This is a genomic window from Streptomyces sp. NPDC020983 (genome assembly GCF_044333485.1).
Classification (GTDB): Bacteria; Actinomycetota; Actinomycetes; order Streptomycetales; family Streptomycetaceae; genus Actinacidiphila.
In genome coordinates this window covers 173,027-185,572 of record NZ_JBIRRA010000006.1, presented here as the reverse complement: position 1 = coordinate 185,572, position 12,546 = coordinate 173,027, and the positions used below count along the sequence as shown (strand labels likewise).

Annotated in this window: 13 protein-coding genes; 8 read left to right on the top strand and 5 right to left on the bottom strand. The window is 75.3% G+C overall.

Features of this window, described 5'->3' with window-relative positions; all coding sequences use genetic code 11:
- Positions 1–172: 172 nt before the first annotated feature.
- Entirely contained in the window at positions 173–391 is a 219-nt protein-coding gene (locus ACH4SE_RS15295) for a hypothetical protein (protein ID WP_398186844.1), read from the bottom strand.
- A gap of 24 nt (positions 392–415) precedes the next feature.
- Positions 416–1,051, bottom strand: a complete 636-nt coding sequence (cofC, locus tag ACH4SE_RS15290) for a 2-phospho-L-lactate guanylyltransferase (RefSeq protein WP_398544095.1) — start codon at positions 1,049–1,051, stop codon at positions 416–418.
- A 131-nt stretch (positions 1,052–1,182) separates the two neighbouring features.
- Here cofC and ACH4SE_RS15285 point away from each other — a divergent pair, with 131 nt between their 5' ends.
- From ACH4SE_RS15285 to ACH4SE_RS15275, 3 genes are read left to right on the top strand one after another with little or no spacing between them, the layout of a single operon-like run.
- Entirely contained in the window at positions 1,183–1,905 is a 723-nt protein-coding gene (locus ACH4SE_RS15285) for a lysophospholipid acyltransferase family protein (protein ID WP_398543856.1), read from the top strand.
- A complete protein-coding gene (locus tag ACH4SE_RS15280; RefSeq protein ID WP_398543855.1) occupies positions 1,902–2,903 on the top strand; it encodes an NAD(P)H-dependent glycerol-3-phosphate dehydrogenase in 1,002 nt (333 codons plus the stop codon). The genes ACH4SE_RS15285 and ACH4SE_RS15280 overlap by 4 nt, the downstream gene beginning before the upstream one ends.
- Positions 2,904–2,915: 12 nt before the next feature.
- Positions 2,916–4,118: a D-alanine--D-alanine ligase family protein gene (locus tag ACH4SE_RS15275; RefSeq protein WP_398543854.1), complete on the top strand. Its 1,203-nt coding sequence runs from the start codon at positions 2,916–2,918 to the stop codon at positions 4,116–4,118.
- Between the two features lie 54 nt (positions 4,119–4,172).
- Here the strand turns inward: ACH4SE_RS15275 and ACH4SE_RS15270 are convergent, their stop codons facing one another.
- Both ACH4SE_RS15270 and ACH4SE_RS15265 read right to left on the bottom strand, forming a co-directional pair.
- Positions 4,173–4,658, bottom strand: a complete 486-nt coding sequence (locus ACH4SE_RS15270; RefSeq protein ID WP_398543853.1) for a DUF3515 domain-containing protein — start codon at positions 4,656–4,658, stop codon at positions 4,173–4,175.
- A 19-nt stretch (positions 4,659–4,677) separates the two neighbouring features.
- Positions 4,678–4,911, bottom strand: coding sequence for an Lrp/AsnC family transcriptional regulator (locus tag ACH4SE_RS15265; protein WP_031518955.1), 234 nt, complete (start codon positions 4,909–4,911; stop codon positions 4,678–4,680).
- 178 nt (positions 4,912–5,089) lie between these two features.
- On the opposite strand from ACH4SE_RS15265, the gene ACH4SE_RS15260 reads away from it, so the two are divergent.
- On the top strand, positions 5,090–6,055 hold the full coding sequence (locus tag ACH4SE_RS15260; RefSeq protein ID WP_398543852.1) for a thiamine-phosphate kinase: 966 nt from the start codon (positions 5,090–5,092) through the stop codon (positions 6,053–6,055).
- A gap of 4 nt (positions 6,056–6,059) precedes the next feature.
- The gene (thiD, locus tag ACH4SE_RS15255) at positions 6,060–6,854 is read left to right on the top strand and encodes a bifunctional hydroxymethylpyrimidine kinase/phosphomethylpyrimidine kinase (protein ID WP_398543851.1); all 795 of its coding nucleotides are present in this window, start codon (positions 6,060–6,062) and stop codon (positions 6,852–6,854) included.
- A gap of 127 nt (positions 6,855–6,981) precedes the next feature.
- Here the strand turns inward: thiD and rpmB are convergent, their stop codons facing one another.
- Positions 6,982–7,167 (bottom strand): 50S ribosomal protein L28, encoded by a 186-nt coding sequence (gene rpmB / locus ACH4SE_RS15250; RefSeq protein ID WP_033173090.1) that lies wholly within the window; start codon positions 7,165–7,167, stop codon positions 6,982–6,984.
- Between the two features lie 725 nt (positions 7,168–7,892).
- Here rpmB and ACH4SE_RS15245 point away from each other — a divergent pair.
- From ACH4SE_RS15245 to rsmD, 3 genes are all read left to right on the top strand, one after another.
- Positions 7,893–9,593, top strand: coding sequence for a DAK2 domain-containing protein (locus ACH4SE_RS15245; RefSeq protein WP_398543850.1), 1,701 nt, complete (start codon positions 7,893–7,895; stop codon positions 9,591–9,593).
- Positions 9,594–9,660: 67 nt separating this feature from the next.
- Positions 9,661–11,904, top strand: a complete 2,244-nt coding sequence (gene recG / locus ACH4SE_RS15240; protein WP_398543849.1) for an ATP-dependent DNA helicase RecG — start codon at positions 9,661–9,663, stop codon at positions 11,902–11,904.
- 48 nt (positions 11,905–11,952) lie between these two features.
- Positions 11,953–12,531, top strand: a complete 579-nt coding sequence (gene rsmD / locus ACH4SE_RS15235; protein ID WP_398543848.1) for a 16S rRNA (guanine(966)-N(2))-methyltransferase RsmD — start codon at positions 11,953–11,955, stop codon at positions 12,529–12,531.
- Positions 12,532–12,546 lie beyond the last annotated feature (15 nt).

Here is a 12,546-nt window from a genome sequence, read left to right as displayed (position 1 = left end):
GCCGTCCGGGCCGCAGTGCCCCCGACGCAGGCCCCGCAGGACCCCAGAACCGGAGTTTCGCACCGGGCCGGGCACCCCCAGGGTGACCCGGCCCGCGCCGCGCCCGGACCCGCACGCCGTGCCGGACGCCGGGGAGCGTCCCCGTGCCCGGACGCCGTGGGGCGGCCCCGGCCTACGCGCCCGGGTCGGGATACGTCTGCAGCGTCACGAAGACCACCCGCCGTGCCGCGCCCTCGCCCTCGGTGCGGATCCGCACCCGCTGGCCCGCGCGCAGCAGCCGCAGGCCGCCCGCGTCGAAGGCCGCCGCGTCGAAGGGCACCGGTGTCCCGTCGTCCAGCAGCACGCTGCCCTCGCGGGTGCCGGGGTCAAAGGTGAACGCGGTGGCTTGCATGGGCCCAGCCTACGGGGTGCCCGCTCACGCGGGGCGGGCCGTGAAGAGGGCGGCGGTGCGCGGGCCCAGGCCCAGCGCGCGGGCCGCGTCCAGGTCGGCCGCGGTGTCGACGTCCTGCCGTACCGAGCGCACCGCGGGCAGCGTGATCTCCCGCGCGCCCGAGGCCAGGTGGCGGGCCCGGGAGGCGCCGCCGAAACCGGGGGAGAGCGGCACGCCCGGCGACGCGGTCAGCAAGGTTGTCCCCACACCCGCCGCATCGGCCAGGAAAGCCCGCCCGGGCCGCCGCGCGGCGTGCGCCAGCACCTCGTCCAGCTCCGCGGGCCGCAGGGCCGGGAGATCGCCGTTGAGCGCCCCGACTGCGGCGCCGGGATCCCGCTCGCGCACCCGCCCGGCGCCGTACCGCAGGGCCGCGTTCAGGCCCGCCGCCGGGAGGTCGGGCAGGACGAGCGCGCCCAGCGCGGCCGCCTCCGCACCCGCCAGCGGGTCGTCGGTGACCACCGTGACGTCCGCCACCCGCGGGCACGCCAGCGCGGCGGCGAGCGTGTCGAGGACGAAGGCCAGCGCGAGCGCCGGGCGCCCCGGCCCCGCGGCGCCCGCGAGCCGGCTCTTGGCCGTCGCGAGCGGTTTGAGCGGCACGACCAGCGACCAGCGCGGCGTCATCTCCACCGGACCATCCACCGCACCATTGTCACCGAGTGCCAGAGGCGCCCCGCAGCCGCCGCGGCCCTGGCGTTAGTCTCTGGTAGCCGCGATGCTGAGCGGCAGCGCCGTCACAACGTAGAGGAGTCCGGGTGTCTGGCCGCAGAATCGGTTTCTGGTACCGCCTGGCGGCCGTCATCGTGAAACCGCCGCTCATTGCGCTGTTCAAGCGGGATTGGCGCGGAATGGAGCACATTCCGGCCGACGGCGGATTCATCACGGCCGTCAACCACAACTCGTATCTCGACCCGCTGTCGTACGCGCATTACCAGTACAACACCGGGCGGGTGCCGCGCTTCCTCGCCAAGGCCGCGCTGTTCAAGCCGAAGTTCGTCGGGTCGGTGCTGCGCGGCACCGGCCAGATCCCGGTCTTCCGGGACAGCTCGGACGCCGCCAACGCCTTCCGCGCGGCCGTCGCGGCGATCGAGAAGGGCGAATGCGTCGCCTTCTACCCCGAGGGCACCCTCACCCGCGACCCGGACCAGTGGCCCATGATCGCCAAGACCGGCATCGCCCGCGTCGCGCTCATGACCAAGGCCCCGGTCGTCCCGGTCGCCCAGTGGGGCGCCAACGAGGCCATGCCGCCCTACGCGAAGGAGAAGCGGCTGCGGCTCTTCCCGCGCAAGACGCTGCGCGTGCTCGCCGGGCCGCCCGTCGACCTCTCGGCGTACTACGGCCAGGAGCCCACCGCCGAGGTGCTGCGCGAGGTCACCGCGGTCATCATGCGCGCGGTGACCGAACTGCTCGCCGAGGTGCGCGGCGAGCCCGCCCCCGAGGGGCTCTTCGACCCGCGCGCGGCACGGGAGGGCAAGTGACGGCACGCTGCGCGGTCTTCGGCACCGGCTCGTGGGGCACGGCCTTCGCCATGGTGCTGGCCGACGCCGGGTGCGAGGTGTCGCTGTGGGGCCGCAGGGCCTCCGTCGCCGAGGCCATCAACACCACACGGCGCAACCCCGACTACCACCCCGGGCTCGAACTGCCCGCCGCCGTGACCGCCACCGCCGACGCCGCCGAGGCGGCGCGGGACGCGGACATGGTCTTCCTCACCGTGCCCTCGCAGACGCTGCGCGGCAACCTGGCCGAGTGGGCGCCGCTGCTGCGCCCCGACGCGGTGCTGGTCAGCCTGATGAAGGGCATCGAACTCGGCACCGCCAAGCGGATGAGCGAGGTCATCGAGGAGGTCGCCAAGGCGGGCCCGGAGCGCGTCGCGGTGCTCTCCGGCCCCAACCTCGCACCGGAGATCGTGCAGCGGCAGCCCGCCGCCTCCGTCGTCGCGTGCGCGGACGACGCCGTGGCCCGGCGGATCCAGGCCGCCTGCCACACCCGCTACTTCCGCCCGTACACCAACACCGACGTGGTCGGCTGCGAGCTGGGCGGTGCCGTCAAGAACGTCATCGGGCTCGCGGTCGGCATCGCCGACGGCATGGGACTCGGCGACAACACCAAGGCCTCGCTCATCACCCGGGGTCTGGCCGAGACCACCCGGCTGGGCCTGGCGATGGGCGCCGACGCGTACACCTTCGCCGGGCTGGCGGGCATGGGAGACCTCGTGGCCACCTGCTCCTCGCCGCTGTCCCGCAACCACACCTTCGGCACGAACCTCGGCCGCGGCATGAGCCTCGCCGAGACCATCGCGACGTCCCGGCAGACGGCGGAGGGCGTCAAATCCTGCGAGTCGGTGGCCGAACTCGCACGGCGCCACGGCGTGGACATGCCGATCACGGAGACCGTGGTCGATATCGTGCACAACGGAAAGCCGCCGGTCGTGGCCGTGCGGGAACTGATGTCACGGTCCGCGAAGTCCGAAAGGTAAGGTCGACGCGACATGACCAACCTGCCTGCACCCCACAGCCAGAGCCCGGGCGGCGAGCCCGCCGCCCCGGCCACCACCGCCCCCGCCCGGGGCGGGTACGACCGCAAGCCGCGGGTCGCCGTCGTCTTCGGCGGCCGCAGCTCCGAGCACGGCGTCTCGGTGGTGACCGCGGCGAGCCTGCTGCGCGCCATCGACCGCAGCAAGTACGACGTCCTGCCGATCGGCATCACCGGGGAGGGGCGCTGGGCGCTCACCGCCGACGAGCCCGACCGGATGGCCATCGCCGACCGCACCATGCCCACCGTGGAGCAGGTCACCGACCACGAGGGCGCCGTGGTGCTGCCCGTCGACCCGGCCAACCGCGAGGTCGTCTACACCGAGGCGGGCGCGGTGCCCAAGGCGCTCGGCGAGGTCGACGTCGTCTTCCCGCTGCTGCACGGCCCGTACGGCGAGGACGGCACGCTCCAGGGACTGCTGGAACTGTCCGGCGTGCCCTACGTCGGCGCGGGCGTCCTGTCCTCGGCCATCGGCATGGACAAGGAGTACATGAAGCGGATCTTCACCTCCTTCGGGCTGGCCGTCGGCCCGTACACGGTGATCCGCCCGCGCGACTGGGAGCGCGACGCCGACGCCGCGCGCGACCGCGTCCTGGCCTTCGCCGCCGAGCACGGCTGGCCGCTCTTCGTGAAGCCCGCCCGCGGCGGCTCCTCCTTCGGCATCAGCAAGGTCGACGGTCCCGAGGGGCTGGACGCGGCCATCGCCGAGGCCCGCCGGCACGACCCGAAGGTCGTCGTGGAGGCGCTGGTGCGCGGCCGCGAGATCGAGTGCGGGGTGCTGGAGTTCGAGGACGGGCCGCGCGCCTCGGTGCCCGCCGAGATCCCGCCGGTCACCGAGCACGCCTTCTACGACTTCGAGGCGAAGTACATCGACTCCGCCGAGGGCGTCGTGCCCGCGCCGCTCACCCCCGAGCAGACCGCGCAGGTGCAGCGGCTGGCGGTCGCGGCGTTCGAGGCCGCGTCGTGCGAGGGGCTGGTGCGCGCCGACTTCTTCCTGCGGGAGGACGGCGAGTTCGTGATCAACGAGATCAACACCATGCCGGGCTTCACGCCCATCTCGATGTACCCGCGGATGTGGCAGGAGAGCGGCGTCGACTACCCCGAGCTGGTCGACCGGCTCATCGAGGCCGCGCTGCGCCGCTCCACGGGCCTGCGCTGAACCGCCGAAACGTCCCTGCGGAGCGGCGGTCCCGCGGGGACGCCACCGCGGCCGTCACACGGTGGACGGGACGGTCCGCCTCACCGCGTCCGCGAGGTCGGTGAGCGGGCCGACGTCCGCGGCGTACTTCTCCGGCAGCGTGACCTCGACGTAGGCCTTCCGGTACGTCGTGGTCAGCCGCAGCGAGCCGTCCGGCCCGTGTTCGACGGACCAGCCCACCCCGTCCACGTCGACGCCGTCGGCCTGCGGATCGTCGTCCACGGCCGGCCGCGGCACCCCGCAGCGCAGCACGATCGCCGGATCACCCCACCCGGCGGTCAGCTCGGAGCGCGGCTTGAGATCATGCCGGGGGAGCCCGCCGACGCGCTGCGGCAGGACCTCGTGCAGCGCTCGGCAGTAACTCGACGTGAGGGCGTCAGGAACCGGCACGGCGGCCGAGTCGTCACCGCTACCGGAGACGGCGAAACCGTACGCCGCCGCCGCGGACAGGCATGCGAGGACGGAGACGTTGATGAGGACGACCCGGTGAAACAGCGCCACCGGACGAGCATAACGGGGGCTAGATATGGACCACGGGGCAGGTGAGGGTGCGGGTGATGCCGTCCACTTGCTGGACTCTGGCCACCACCATGCGGCCCAGCTCGTCGACCGTGTCCGCCCGGGCCCGGACGATCACGTCGTAGGGTCCGGTGACGTCTTCGGCCTGGATGACGCCGTCGATCTTGGAGATCACCTCCGCGACTGCCGAGGCCTTTCCGACCTCGGTCTGGATCAGGATGTAGGCCTGTACCACGGAACCTCCAGGGCGGCTACGAGGATCATGTGGGAAGGGGGACGCCACGTTATCGCGTCGTCGCGCACGGCGGGGAGACCCGCGCGGTACCTGACCCCCGTATTGACGCCGAGAAATGCCGATTGACGCCGATGCGCGCCGTAGCACGCGAGCGGAAGAACCAGAGGGGACGGAACAGATGAAGGGCACTGTGGGGGAGCTGGGGGAGTTCGGGCTCATCAGGGAGCTGACCTCGCGCCTCACCTCGACCCCGGCCGTCAAGATCGGCCCGGGCGACGACGCCGCCGTCGTCGCCGCGCCCGACCGCCGGGTGGTCGCCACCACCGACCTCCTCATCGAGGGCCGGCACTTCCGCCGCGACTGGTCCACCGCCTACGACGTGGGACGCAAGGCCGCCGCGCAGAACCTCGCGGACATCGCCGCCATGGGCGCCGTCCCCACGGCCGTGCTGCTCGGCCTCGTCGTGCCCGCCGAACTCCCCGCCACCTGGCCGGTGGAGCTGATGGACGGCATCCGCGACGAGTGCCAGGTGGCCGGCGCGGCCGTCGTCGGCGGGGACGTCGTACGCGGCGACACCATCACGGTGGCCGTCACCGCGCTGGGTGACCTGCGCAACCGTTCGCCCGTCACCCGTTCGGGGGCGCGTCCCGGCGACGTCGTCGCCGTCACCGGATGGCTCGGCTGGTCCGCCGCCGGCCTCGCCGTCCTCTCCCGCGGCTTCCGCTCGCCGCGCGCCTTCGTCGAGGCCCACCGCCGGCCCGAGCCGCCGTACCACGCCGGCCCGGCCGCGGCCGAGCTGGGGGCGACCGCCATGACCGACGTCAGCGACGGCCTGGTCGCCGACCTCGGCCACATCGCCGCCGCCAGCGGCGCCGACATCGACCTGCGGTCCGCCGACATCGACGTGCCCGCGCAGATGACCGACATCGGGCAGGCCGTCGGGGTCGACCCGCTGCACTGGGTGCTCACCGGCGGCGAGGACCACGCCATCGTCGCGACCTTCCCGCCCGACGTGAAGCTCCCCGCGCGCTGGCGCGTCATCGGCTCCGTCAGCGCGCCCTCCGGCCGCGCCCCGCAGGTCACCGTGGACGGCGCGCCCTGGGAGAAGGCCGGCGGCTGGGACCACTTCGGCCCGGACGCGTGACGGCGTGCCCGCCACCGCACCCGTCCGCGTGCTCTCCGTCGCCGGATCCGACTCCGGCGGCGGGGCCGGCATCCAGGCCGACCTCAAGACGGCGACCGCACTCGGCGCCCACGGCACCAGCGTCGTCACCGCGGTGACCGCGCAGAACTCGCACGGCGTGCACGGTACCTGGGAGCTGCCGCCGGACGCGGTACGCGCGCAGTTCCGCGCCGTCGTGGACGACATCGGGGTGCAGGCCGTCAAGACCGGCATGCTCGGATCCGCGGAGATGGCCGGCACCGTCGCCGACCTGCTCCGCGACGTCGCGGTGCCGGTCGTCATCGACCCGGTGGGCGTCTCCAGCCACGGCGAGGCGCTGCTGCACGAGGACGCGACCGCGGTCGTCCGCGACCGCCTGCTGCCGCTCGCGACCGTCGTCACCCCCAACCTCGACGAGGTCCGGCGGCTCACCGGCACCGTCGTCACCGACGAGGACGGCATGCGGGCCGCCGCCCGCGCCCTCCTCGCCCTCGGCCCGCGCTGGGTCCTGGTCAAGGGCGGCCACCTGCCGGCCGCCGACGCCCCCGACCTGCTCAGCGACGGCCGCACCGAGCACTGGTTCCGCGCCCCCCGCCACGCCGGCGCGCACACCCACGGCACCGGCTGCACCCTCGCGACCGCCCTGGCCACCCACCTCGCCCTGGGCCGCCACGTCCCCGAGGCGGCCGCCCTGGCCAAGACCTTCGTGACCGCCGCGATCACCGCCGGCTACCCCCTGGGCACGGGCACCGGCCCCGTCGACCCCGCCTGGCGCCGCTGAGGCGGCGCCCGCCGGGGCGCGGGCACGCAAAAAGCCGGCCCACCTTCGGTGAGCCGGCTTTTCGAAGCCGGAAGGCCGCGCCGCTGCGGTACGACTGCCGCGTGTACACGCGGCAACGGGCCACTCGCTAGCGCGAGACCTTGCCGGCCTTGATGCACGAGGTGCAGACATTGAGCCGCTTCGGCGTCTTCCCCACAACCGCGCGCACCCGCTGGATGTTGGGGTTCCAACGGCGCGGGGTACGGCGGTGCGAGTGGGAAATGCTGTTGCCGAAGCCCGGCCCCTTGCCGCAGACGTCGCAGTTGGCAGCCACGGGACACTCCAAAGACTTCAGATGCATTTACGAGGAAAAACCCGGGAGAACCCCAGGCAACCGGAGCAGCATACAACGCCTGCACGGCTCCCATGAAATTACCATGCCCCGCCCCCCGCCCCGCCCGCCCGGCGGGCGGGGGCCCGTGGATCCGCCCGCGCGCGGCGCCGGTGGGCTGCAGGCCGGCGGGGGCGGGTGCGGTGGGCGGGGGTACGGGGTGGCGGGGCCGCCCGCCGGTGGGGCGGGGCCCGGGGCGCCGGTGGTTCGGCCGCGTCTGGGGGAGGGCGGCGCGCGCGACCGGGGCGGGATCGGCTGCGGCCGCCCGGCGGGCGGGGGCCCGTGGATCCGCCTGCGCGCGGCGCCGGTGGGCTGCAGGCCGGCGGGGGCGGGTGCGGTGGGCGGGGGTACGGGGTGGCGGGGGCGCCCGCCGGTGGGGCGGGGCCCGGGGCGCCGGTGGTTCGGCCGCGTCTGGGGGAGGGCGGCGCGCGCGACCGGGGCGGGATCGGCTGCGGCCACCCGGCGGGCGGGGGCCCGGCTGGGAGGGCGGCCCGGGGCATTCCCCGGCTCCACCTCGGGCCGCGGTCCGGTCGCGGCCGTCCGCGGCGCGCACGTGCCGGCGGGGCGGGGGCGGCGTCCCGCGGCGGCCGGGGCGGCGGCCGTCGCGAAGGTCCGTCCGTGGGGGGCGGCTAGGCTCGGACGCAGTTGCCGCGCTCGCAGGAGGATCCGTGCCGCCCTCGCTCGACGCACCCACGGTGCGCACTTGGTGCCGGCTCGCCCTCGCGGCCCTCGGCCGCGCCCGCGAGGAGATCGACGCGATCAACGTCTATCCCGTCGCCGACGGCGACACCGGCACGAACCTCTACCTCACCGTGGAGTCCGCCGCCCAGGCGGTGGACGCGGTGTGCGACGGCCATGCCGCGGCGGACCCGGAGGCCGGCCCGTCCCTGCCGGAGGCCTTCCGCGCCATGTCCCACGGCGCCCTCATCGGTGCCCGCGGCAATTCCGGCACGATCCTGGCGCAGCTGCTGCGCGGCATGAACGAGTCGCTCGCGGCGGCCCCGGCGCCGCAGCCGGACGCCGCCGCCCTGTGCCGGGCCCTGCGGGCGGCGGCGGACTCCGCGTACGAGGCCGTGGCCCGCCCGGCGGAGGGCACGATGCTCACGGTCGCCGCGGCCGCGGCGGAGGCGGCGCGGGCCGCGCTGGAGCCCGCGCCCGCCGCCGGCGGCGCATCCCGCGCGGAGGGTGCCCCCGGGGGCGACCTCGGGACGGTCGTCCGGGCCGCGCACCTCGGGGCGCGGGAGGCGCTGGCCGCGACGCCGGGGCAGCTCGGCGTGCTGCGGGAGGCCGGGGTCGTGGACGCCGGCGGGCTCGGGCTCGTCGCCGTGCTGGGGGCGCTGGCCGACGCCGTCACCGGGGAGGCCCCGCGCCGCCGCGAGGCCGCGGGCGCGGCCGCCCGGGCCCCCGTGGTGAAGGCGGCGCAGGAGCATTCCTGCCCGGAGGGCGACGCGGCGCCCGGCGGCCCGGCGTTCGAGGTGATCTACCTGCTGGAGGCGCCGGCTGCCGCCGTCCCGCCGCTGCGGGCCCGGCTGGACGCGCTCGGCGACTCCCTGGTCGTCGTCGGCGGCGACGGGCTGTGGAACGTCCACGTGCACGTCGACGACGTGGGCGCGGCCGTCGAGGCGGGTATCGAGGCGGGCCGCCCGCACCGCATCCGGGTCACCCACTTCGGCGCCCAGACGCGCCGCACACCGGGCGGCCGCGGCCGTGAGCGCGCGGTGGTCGCGCTGGTGCGCGGCGAGGGCATGGCGGCGCTGTGCGAGCAGGCCGGCGCGGTCGTGGTCGCGCTGGGCGCGGGGGAGGCGCCGGCCAGCGGGGAGATCTCCGCGGCGGTCCGGCGCACGGGCGCCCGCGAGGTGATCCTGCTGCCCAACGGCACCGAGCTGCGCCCCGCGGCCGGCGCGGCCGCCGCGCAGGCCCGCGCGGACGGGGTGCGTGTCGCGCTCATCCCGACCCGCTCCGCGGTGCAGGGCATCGCGGCGCTCGCCGTCCACGAGCCGTCGCGCCGCTTCGACGAGGACGTCGTGGCGATGACGTCCGCCGCGGGCGCGACGCGTTACGCCGAGCTGGCCGTCGCCGAGCGCGAGTCGTGGACGATGGCGGGCGTCTGCCAGGCCGGCGACGTCCTCGGCCTCATCGACGGCGACGTGGCGGTGATCGGCGCGGACATCGCCGGGACGGCCGTCCGCGTCCTGGACCGGATGCTCGCGGCCGGCGGCGAGATGGTCACCCTGGTGCTCGGCGCGACCGCCCCGGCGGGACTCGCCACCCGCCTGGAGGCCCACGTCCGCGACACCCACCTCGCGGTGGACACCGTCACGTACGAGGGCGGCCAGGCGTCCTGCCCGCTGCTGATCGGCGTGGAGTAGCGCAGGAGCGGCGCGCGGGCCGGGCGGCGCGGCCTGGTTGTCGGTGGGGTGCGCGAGGATGGGGACGATGACCGGAAATCCGTTGGACGAACCGCTGCGCAAGCTCGTCGGTGACCGCACCGCGAAGGTGCTCGGCGAGCATCTCGACCTGCACACCACCGGTGACCTGCTGCACCACTACCCCCGGCGGTACGCCGAGCGCGGGGAGCTGACGAGGCTCGCCGACCTCCCCGTCGACGAGTACGTCACGGTGGTCGCGCAGATCGCCAAGGCCGACAAGCGGACGTACGGCGGCGGTTCGGGCGTCCGCCTGGAGGTCGTCGTCACCGACGGCAGCGGGTCCCTCACGCTGGTCTTCTTCAGCAAGGCCGCGCACGCGCACGCGCACCGCCTCCTCCCCGGCCGCCGCGGGATGTTCTCCGGCAAGGTGTCGGTCTTCAACCGCACCCGTCAGCTCGCGCACCCGGACTACCAGCTGCTGGACGCCGACGACGACGGCAGGCAGGCGGCCGACGACTTCGCCGGCCGCCGGATCCCGCTCTACCCGGCCTGCAAGCAGATCACCTCGTGGAAGATCGCCCAGGCCGTCGAGACGGCGCTGAACTCACTGGAGGCGACCGGCTGGGCGGGCGTCGGCGACCCGCTGCCCGCGCAGCTGCGCGCCGACCGCGGCCTGGTGGGCCTGCCGGAAGCGCTGGAGAAGGTGCACCGGCCGCGGACGAAGGCCGACGAGGAGACCGCGAAGAAGCGGCTGCGCTGGGACGAGGCGTTCGTCCTCCAGGTCGCGCTGGCCCGGCGCCGGGCCGCGGAGTCGGCGCTGCCCGCGGTGCCCCGCCGCCCCGGTGGGGACGGACTGCTCGCGGCCTTCGACGCCAAGCTGCCCTTCACCCTCACCGAGGGCCAGCAGGCGGTGTCCGCCGAGATCTTCGCCGACCTGGCCACCGACCACCCCATGCACCGGCTGCTCCAGGGCGAGGTGGGCTCGGGCAAGACGCTGGTGGCGCTGCGCGCGATGCTCGGCGTCGTCGACGCCGGCGGCCAGGCCGCGATGCTCGCGCCCACCGAGGTGCTGGCCCAGCAGCACCACCGGTCGATCACCGAGATGATGGGCGAGCTGGCGGAGTCCGCGGGCATGCTCGGCGGCAGCGAGCTGGGCACCAAGGTGGTGCTGCTGACCGGCTCGATGGGCACGGCCGCCCGCCGCCAGGCGCTGCTGGACCTGGTGACGGGAGAGGCGGGCATCGTCATCGGCACGCACGCGCTGATCGAGGACAAGGTCAAATTCCACGACCTGGGCCTGGTCGTGGTGGACGAGCAGCACCGCTTCGGCGTGGAGCAGCGCGACGCGCTGCGGGCGAAGGCGCCCAAGCCGCCGCACCTGCTGGTGATGACGGCCACCCCGATCCCGCGCACGGTCGCGATGACGGTCTTCGGCGACCTGGAGACGTCCGTCCTCGACCAGCTCCCGGCCGGCCGCTCGCCGATCGCCACGCACGTCGTCCCCGCTGCGGAGAAACCGCACTTCCTGAGCCGGGCGTGGGAGCGGGTCCGCGAGGAGGTCGAGGCCGGCCACCAGGCGTACGTGGTGTGCCCGCGGATCGGCGACGACGAGGAGCCCGCCCAGGCGGAGGGCAAGGGCGCGAAGAAGACCGCGAGGACCGCCAAGGCGGACAAGCCCGCCGAGGACGCCGAGCGCCGCCCCCCGCTGGCCGTCCTGGAGGTCGCCGAGCAGCTCGCGGCGGGCCCGCTGCGCGGGCTGCGCGTCGAGGTGCTGCACGGGCGGCTCGCGCCGGACGCCAAGGACGACGTGATGCGCCGCTTCGCCGCCGCGGAGCTGGACGTCCTGGTGGCCACCACCGTCATCGAGGTGGGCGTCAACGTGCCGAACGCGACGGTGATGGTGATCATGGACGCCGACCGCTTCGGCGTCTCCCAACTGCACCAGCTGCGCGGCCGGGTCGGCCGCGGCAGCGCCGCGGGCCTGTGCCTGCTGGTCTCCGAGGCGCACGAGGCGAGCCCCGCGCGGGGCAGGCTGGACGCGGTGGCCGGCACGCTGGACGGCTTCGAGCTGTCCGAGATCGATCTCCAGCAGCGGCGCGAGGGCGACGTGCTGGGCCAGGCGCAGTCGGGCAGCCGGTCCTCGCTGCGCATGCTCACGGTGATCGGTGACCGGGACATCATCGACGAGGCCCGGCAGGAGGCCGTCGCGGTGGTCGGCGCCGACCCCGAGCTGGCCCGCCACCCCGACCTGCGCAGCGCCCTGGAGAGCCTGCTCGACGCCGACCGCGAGCGCTACCTGGACAAGGGCTGAGCCGCGGGCCACGCCGGCGGCGGATAGGGTGCGGAAGGTGAGCAGCTCATGACCCGCGTGATCGCCGGAGCGGCCGGCGGCCGGCGGCTGGCCGTACCGCCGGGCACGGGCACCCGCCCGACCTCGGACCGTGCGAGGGAAGCCCTCTTCTCGACCCTGGAGTCGCTCCGCGGCACCCTCGGCGGCGCGCGCGTCATGGACCTGTACGGCGGCTCGGGCGCCGTGGGCCTCGAAGCGCTGTCCCGCGGCGCCGCGCACGTCCTGCTCGCCGAGTCCGATCCGCGCGCGCTGCGCACCATCAGGGAGAACGCCGCGGCCGTCGGCCTGCCGGGCGCCGAGGTGCGCGGCGGGCGGGCCGAGAAGGTGGCCGCGGGACCGCCGCCCGCGGAGCCGTACGACGTGGTCTTCCTGGACCCGCCGTACGACGTCCCGGACGACGAGCTGCGCGAGATCCTGCTCACACTCGGCGCGGGCGGCTGGCTCGCCGAGGACACACTGGTCACCGTGGAGCGCAGGACCAGGGGAGGCGAATTCCGCTGGCCGGCCGGCTTCGAGCCGCTCCGCTCCCGGCGGTACGGCGAAGCCACTCTTTGGTACGGTCGCGCCGCCCCGGTTACCCACAGGTAACGCCCGTCAGCAGAG

What these genes read in the sequence shown, in the direction of transcription:
- ACH4SE_RS15295 (WP_398186844.1), bottom strand. Translation starts at nt 391, where the DNA reads ATGCAAGCCACCGCGTTCACCTTTGACCCCGGCACCCGCGAGGGCAGC.
- cofC (WP_398544095.1), bottom strand. Translation starts at nt 1,051, where the DNA reads ATGACGCCGCGCTGGTCGCTGGTCGTGCCGCTCAAACCGCTCGCGACG.
- ACH4SE_RS15275 (WP_398543854.1), top strand. Translation starts at nt 2,916, where the DNA reads ATGACCAACCTGCCTGCACCCCACAGCCAGAGCCCGGGCGGCGAGCCC.
- ACH4SE_RS15260 (WP_398543852.1), top strand. Translation starts at nt 5,090, where the DNA reads ATGAAGGGCACTGTGGGGGAGCTGGGGGAGTTCGGGCTCATCAGGGAG.
- recG (WP_398543849.1), top strand. Translation starts at nt 9,661, where the DNA reads ATGACCGGAAATCCGTTGGACGAACCGCTGCGCAAGCTCGTCGGTGAC.
- rsmD (WP_398543848.1), top strand. Translation starts at nt 11,953, where the DNA reads ATGACCCGCGTGATCGCCGGAGCGGCCGGCGGCCGGCGGCTGGCCGTA.